The 6,284-nt window shown below is 71.3% G+C and carries 6 protein-coding genes; 1 reads left to right on the top strand and 5 read right to left on the bottom strand.

Features of this window, described 5'->3' with window-relative positions:
- The 5 genes from ACFPM7_RS29945 to ACFPM7_RS29925 all read right to left on the bottom strand — a co-directional run.
- Positions 1-883, bottom strand: an 883-nt coding sequence (locus ACFPM7_RS29945; RefSeq protein WP_378251202.1) for an eCIS core domain-containing protein, incomplete at its 3' end; no start/stop codon positions are given.
- A 1,987-nt stretch (positions 884-2,870) separates the two neighbouring features.
- Positions 2,871-3,035: a DUF6760 family protein gene (locus tag ACFPM7_RS29940; RefSeq protein ID WP_378251201.1), complete on the bottom strand. Its 165-nt coding sequence runs from the start codon at positions 3,033-3,035 to the stop codon at positions 2,871-2,873.
- Positions 3,032-3,421 carry a phage tail assembly protein gene (locus tag ACFPM7_RS29935; protein WP_378251200.1) on the bottom strand — a complete coding sequence of 130 codons (390 nt, stop codon included), beginning with the start codon at positions 3,419-3,421 and terminating at the stop codon, positions 3,032-3,034. The genes ACFPM7_RS29940 and ACFPM7_RS29935 overlap by 4 nt, the downstream gene beginning before the upstream one ends.
- Positions 3,421-3,903 (bottom strand): phage tail protein, encoded by a 483-nt coding sequence (locus ACFPM7_RS29930; protein WP_378251199.1) that lies wholly within the window; start codon positions 3,901-3,903, stop codon positions 3,421-3,423. Before ACFPM7_RS29930 ends, ACFPM7_RS29935 begins: the two co-directional genes overlap by 1 nt.
- Before the next feature lie 27 nt (positions 3,904-3,930).
- Entirely contained in the window at positions 3,931-5,463 is a 1,533-nt protein-coding gene (locus ACFPM7_RS29925; RefSeq protein ID WP_378251198.1) for a phage tail sheath family protein, read from the bottom strand.
- 182 nt (positions 5,464-5,645) lie between these two features.
- On the opposite strand from ACFPM7_RS29925, the gene ACFPM7_RS29920 reads away from it, so the two are divergent.
- Complete coding sequence (locus ACFPM7_RS29920) at positions 5,646-6,284, top strand: Pvc16 family protein (protein WP_378251197.1); 639 nt, start codon at positions 5,646-5,648, stop codon at positions 6,282-6,284.

Below are 6,284 nucleotides of genomic sequence, written 5' to 3'. Positions count from 1 at the left end.
GGCCAGGTGTTGGGTGGGTGAGATGGGTGGTGGCGGGGTCGGGCGTTGGGTGGGTGAGGCGGGTAGTAGCGGGGCCAGGTGTTGGGTGGGTGAGATGGGTGGTGGCGGGGTCGGGCGTTGGGTGGGTGAGGCGGGTAGTAGCGGGGCCAGGCGTTGGGTGGCTGGTGGAAGGGAGAGACGTTGGGTTGGCGGCCGAGGTGGTGTGGTGGGAGAGGGCGGGACCAAGAGACAGGTGGGTGGTGGGGGCAGGTGTTGGGCGGTTGGGGTGGGCGGTGGGGCTTGGGTTGGTGTGGTTGTGGGTGGAGGGCGTGGTGAAGGTTGGGTCGGACTGGGCTCCTGGGGTCGCCGAGGGTGTGGGGTGAAGGAGTGGCGCTGCGCCGGGAGACCGGTGGTCGTGGTCGGGGTCGGCGGTAGTTGGCTGCGGGAGCGTGCCGGGGGAGGCAGTGGCTGAGGGGGTGGGCAGGTGGCCGGTGATGAGAGGAGGGGCGGTGGTCGCGCCGGAGGCGATCCACTTCTCGACGGCGACGGCCTCGTTCTCAAGGTCGGTCCATTCGGTGGTGCCTTCGGTGGGGAGGGCGCCGCCGTGGTGGCGTTGTTGGGCTGCGTGGGTGAGTTCGTGGGCTAGGAGGGGGGCGGTGTCGGTGCTGTCCAGGGGGCCTGCGGAGTCGGGGATGTGGGGGATCGCGTCGCGGGTGAAGGCTCGGGCGGAGTGGGTGGCGGCTTCGTCGGCGACGGCTTCGCCCCGGCGGACTTGGACGTGGGAGAGGTCGACGCCGAGGGCGCGGCTGACGGGCCCGGCCACGGTGGTGGGGACTGGACTGTCAGTGGTGACCGGGATCGAGCCGCCGTGGGGGGACAGCGCCTGGCTTCCGGCAGTGGCCATGTCCGGGCTGTCGGCGGTAGGCGAGCCCGAGGTGTCCTTCGCGGTCTGGCCCGGGCTGTTCGCGGTGGCGGGGATTGCGCCGAGGATGGTGGTGACGTCTCGGCGGTCGGTGACGTCTGGGGTTTCTGTGGTGGTGGATGTGGGTGGGCTGTTGGCGGTGGTGCCGGGTTGGCTGTTCGGGGTGGATGGGGTTGCGTTGGGGGTGGTGGCTCGGTGGTGGATGGGGGTGACACCTGGGGTGGCGGGGGTGGTCGGGTTCGTGCCGTGGGAGGTGGTGCGGTGGTTCGGGATGGGGACGCTTCGGCGGTCGCTAGGAGTGTGGGCCCGGCTGTCGGGCGTGGTCGTGCCTAGGTTCTCGGCGGTGCTTGGGAGTGAACCCTGGGTGGCAGTCTGGTGGATCGGGGCCGCGAGGGCTGTGCGGTCCTGGGAGTGGGGGACCTCGCTGTCCGGGGTGGTGGCTCGTCTGTCCCCAGCGGTTGCGGCAGGACCGTCCGGGAGCGCGGCGGATCGGCTGTCCGTGGAGGTGGGGTTCGGGCCGTCTGCGGGGGTGGGAGCCTGGGCTTGGACCGTTGGTGGGGGCGGTAGGTAGACCAGCGGTGCGGAAGGGCTGCCGGTGGAGCTTTGCGCTGGGGACGTCGGGCGGGGGGCGTGGGTTGGGCCTGGAATCGGGCTTGTGCCTGGGCCGCGGTCGTGGGTGGTGCTTGGACTTGGCCGCTCGGTGGAGCCTGGGCTTGAGCCGTCGGCGGGGGCGGTGGATAGACCAGCGGTGAGGAAGGGAGCTGGGCCGTCGGTGGAGGAGGCAGCTTGGCTGTCGGTGGGGGACGGGGCTGGGCTGTCGGTGGAGGAGGCAGCTTGGCTGTCGGTGGGGGGCGGGGCTGGGCTGTCGGTGGGGGAGGCAGTTTGGCTGTCGGTGGGAGGCGGGGCTGGGCCGTCGGAGGGAGACGGGACTGGGCTGTCGGTGGGGGATGCGGCTGGCGTGTCGGTGGGGGAGGGGGGTGGAGGGGCGCTGGAATCTGTGGTGTGAGTGGGGGAGGGAGCGGAGACGCCGGTGAGGGGTGGGTCTGTGGCGCTGGAAGCTGGGGTGTCCGTGCTCTTGGAAAGGCCCATGCGCCTGCTCTCGGCCAACGACGCTCGACGGACCACCTTGGGCGGTTCCGGGGCGGGGGCTTCGGTGGGCTGTGGGGGCGGCTTGAGTCGTTGGGGTGGAGGCGGGGCCTCGCCGACGGTCGCCAGGTACTCGCCCGCGAGGAAGCGGTCCTTCTCCCCGTACGCCCGGTGCAGGAACTCCGACGGCAGTCGCGGCTTCTCCGGTGCGCGTGCGGGGGACACCCACACATCCGTGGCCTTCGTCATGTCACCCGCCGAACCAATCCCGCCTGCCGCACCCTCTCGGCCCACCACACCCACTCGCCGCGCGACCGGCTCCGGCTTCCCAGCCCACCACTGCGCCGTGTCCGGGTCTCCCGCCTCCGACAGCGCGGCAACTGGGCTGCCTGCTCCCGAAAGCGGAGCCGCCGGGTCCACGGCAGGCGCCTCGTCCACAGTCGGCACCACGCGCACCACCCCGCCGACCCGGCCCGAGACCTCCCCGCGCACCACCGATTCCACCCGCACCACCGGCCTGTCCACCACCGCGCCCGCCGCCATATCCACCATCGCAGGCGCCCGCACCGCCACGGTCATCGGCACAGCGGGCAACCACCGCCACGCAGGCCGCCGCCGCACCGGCCCCTCGCCAGACTCCGCCGACGAAACGTCCCCCACCACCGCGCCGTCAGGAACCCCGGCCTCGCCGCCCGTCCTGCCACGTCCCGACACGCCCACCCCGCCAGGCCCCGGCGCTTCCACCTCGCCGGGACCTGACGACCCTGCCCCACCAGTTCCCGGCGCATCCGCTCCGCCGAGCCCCGACGCACCCACCCCGCCGGAACCAGCCTCCTCACGCGACCCGCGCCGCCACGGCCACCCGAACATGCTTCCTCCCGCGCTAGAACTCCCCGGTCCCGTCGATGCGGGCGTTGATGCTTCCGATCTCCGCGATCACCCGCGCCCGTGTCTGGTGGTCCAGTTCCAGGATCGAGTCGAACGACCAGTGCAGGTAGTAGGCGATGTACACGATCTCCTCCCACAGCCGGTCGGTCGGCGCGGTCACTGCTGCACCGCCGTGTCACCCGCCACGTCCACCAGGAACTGGTGCCCGCACTCCGGGCAGCCCACCTCCGCCTCCGTGTGCCCTTCCTGGTTGATCCGCCGGTAGAGGTCCTGCAGGAAAGCCAGGTCCGAGGCGAACAGGTGCTCCACCACGAACCTGTCCACAGAGGACAACGACCCCAATCCGGTGATCGTCCGCATGATCAGGTATATCGACAGGTAAGCCGGGTTCTGCCGCACCAGCGGTTCCGCGTGCGCCGTCAGCTCGTCCTTCGCCGTGGCCAGGCGGATGCTCCCCGAGCGGTGCAGGGTGCCATGCTCGTCGACGTAGCCCCGGGGCAGGACGAACGGGTACTCCGTGCGCAGGCCCGCGTCAACCGTGGTCATCAGCCACCACCGCCGGGCCTCTCCAGGTCGATCTGCTCGCAGGTCAGGGTCACGGTGGCGATGACGGCGTCACCGCCGCCCGCCTTGAGGCCGCCGATCTCCAGCTTGGACGGCCACGCGTTGAACATCCGGTAGACCTGCTTCTGGACGTTCTGCATGTCCAGCAGGATCAGCGAGCAGGACTTGCGCGCCGTGGACTGGCCCGCCAGCACCTCCTGGTGCCAGGTCCACAGCGTGAAGTCCTGGTCGACGCCGCGCTTGAGGACGACGATGGCGGGCTTGGTCTTGCCGAACTGCTTGGACATGGTCACACCGGCCTTGCCGCTGGCCATGTACTCGGTGGGCTCCACTTCGGAGGTGATGCCGGTCATCTCCGAGAAGGTGATCTCGGAGCCGCCGTCGAACTGCACCACGAAGCGGGCCGCGCTGACCAGTGTCGAGGTGTTCGTGCTGGCCATCGACACGCGGGGCAAAGTGCTCATCTCTCAGCTCCTCTAGACGGGGGTGGACTACTCTTCGAGCGCGGCGCCGTGCGGCAGCTGCGAGATGCGGAACACCACGAACTCGGCGGGCTTGACCGGCGCGACGCCGATCTCGATGTTGAGGTTGCCCGCGTTGCGCGACTCCGGCGGGTTGTTCTCGTAGTCGCACTTGACGTAGAACGCCTCGGCGGCCGAGCGGCCGACGAGCGCGCCGCTGCGCCAGATGCGCTGCAGGAACGCGCCGACGACGCGCTGCACCGACTCCCACAGGTACTCGTCGTTGGGCTCGAACACCACCCAGTTCGTTCCGTTGAGGATGGACTCCTCGATGAAGTTGAACAGCCTGCGCACGTTGATGTAGCGCCACTCCGGGTCGCTGGAGAGGGTGCGGGCGCCCCACACCCGGATGCCCTGGCCGGGGAACGCGCGCATGCAGTTGACGCCCAGCGGGTTGAGCTGCTCCTGCTCGGCGCGGCTGATCACCGTCTGCAGGGACACCACACCGCGCAGCACCTCGTTGGCGGGCGCCTTGTGCACCCCGCGCGTCTCGTCGTTGCGGGCCCACACGCCCGCGACGTGGCCACTGGGCGGAAGCGACAGCTTGTTGCCGGTGTTCGGGTCGACCACGTGCACCCACGGCCAGTACAGCGCGCCGTACTTGGTGTCGTAGCCGGCGAACTCGGTGCGCCACTCCTTGACCTGCTGGGAGTTCAGGCCCGGCGGCGGGTCGAGGATGGCGACGCGGTCCGACATCAGCTCGCAGTGCCCGATCAGCGCCGTCTGCACGCCTTTGACGCCGTCGGCGTCGATGATGCCGCGCTGGTAGGCCGACATGAGGTCGGGGATGGCGACCATGGTGATCTCGTCGATCGCCTCGAACCCGCCGAGGCCGGTGCGCTCGACCGGGTCGCCGAGGTAGTCGCCCGCGTTGAGCTTGCGCGGCAGCGGCACGTTCGGCGAGAGCGGCACGACGGTGTCGCGCTTGGGCAGCGCCAGCGCACCCGCCTTGCTGTCCTCCAGCGCGATCAGCTTCGACTGCTTGGCCACGACGGTGGCGACGTTGTGCTGCCCGCGCTTGGTGGTGACGTTGTCGAAGGACTCCTCCACCTTGCCGTTGCGCAGCACGTCCAGGCGGAAGGTGTCCTCGCCCGGCTCGCTGGCCGCCGACACCGACACGCTGATCTCGCCGGCCTCGATCCCCGGGGCGGTCTGCACCGCGAACGCCGGGCGGGCCTCGTCGGCCGCGGCGGGGATGGCCGCGCGCTGCACGACGGCGGTCGCCGAGCCGTCCTCGCGGGCATCGGGCAGCCGGACGATGTAGGCGGAGCCGCCGCCGTTGAGGAAGAAGCCGTAGACCGAGTGCGGCAGGTAGGCGTTCTCGGCGAAGCCGCCGAACGTGCGGGTGAAGTGCGTCCAGCTCGTCACCAGCGTCGGCTCGGACGTGGGTCCCTTCTCGGTGAACCCGACGAAACCGGCTACCGCCGTTCCGACGCCTTCGATGGGCTTGGAGCCCGAGGACACCTCTTCGACGTACACCCCTGGGGCCAGATAGTTGGGCATCGAGTCTCCTGGTTCCGACCGAATCCGACGCCGAGAAGGGTGGCACCGCGCGAGGTCCCCCCGGCCCGCCGCGCGCGCACCGGCGCGGACCATCGCGAGTGCCTTCGAGGGCAACCCGGAAGGGCCGCGACGGGGTCCCCGGGAGCACCGTCCGCCCGCCCGCCGTCCCCGAGACTGCATCCGTGCTTGCCGACATCGACTCCTCGATCCAGGCGTGGCTGGCGGCCGAGCTCGCGCCGGGCACGGAGATCGGCTTCGACCCGCCCGGACTCCTGGCGGGCATCCAGCGCCGACCGCGGCGCGCCGGGATCGTCAACGCGTTCCTCTACGCGGTCAGCGAGAACCTCGACGGCGTCCCGTCGGCGCGGGTCGCGGTCCGCACGGCGGAAGGGCGGGTCACCGGTTCGCTGTCCCCGGCGCGCAGCTACCACCTGTCCTACCTGATCACCGCGTGGGCGGCCGACACGGCCGAGGAGCACGAGCTGCTCGGCGCGGTGATCGGCGCGCACGCCGAGCAGGACTGCCTCGGTCCCGACCACCTGCGCGGCAGCCTGCACGACTTGGGCTCCGCCCTGCCCGTGCGCATCGGGTGGGTGCCCTCCGGGCGCGGCGCCGAGCTGTGGGGCGCGCTCGGCGTGCCCATGCGGACCGCGCTCGACCTGACCGTCACCGCCCCCGCGCTGCCCTCGCGGGTGGCGCCCGCGGCGCCGCCGGTGGAGACCGTCGACGTCGAAGTGGGCGACCTGCACCACCTCGACCGGCAGCCGCGCAGGCGCTGGGAGCGCACGACCACATCCGAGCATCGCGGTAGCGACGCCTGA

It is taken from the genome of Actinokineospora guangxiensis (genome assembly GCF_042657845.1).
GTDB classification, from domain to species: domain Bacteria; phylum Actinomycetota; class Actinomycetes; order Mycobacteriales; family Pseudonocardiaceae; genus Actinokineospora; species Actinokineospora guangxiensis.
Note: the sequence above shows the minus strand (reverse complement) of the source record. Positions and strands in the feature narration are given on the sequence as shown.

Coding starts and splice junctions, on each gene's coding strand:
- ACFPM7_RS29935 (WP_378251200.1), bottom strand. CDS start 3,421: ATGACCACGGTTGACGCGGGCCTGCGCACGGAGTACCCGTTCGTCCTG.
- ACFPM7_RS29930 (WP_378251199.1), bottom strand. CDS start 3,903: ATGAGCACTTTGCCCCGCGTGTCGATGGCCAGCACGAACACCTCGACA.
- ACFPM7_RS29925 (WP_378251198.1), bottom strand. CDS start 5,463: ATGCCCAACTATCTGGCCCCAGGGGTGTACGTCGAAGAGGTGTCCTCG.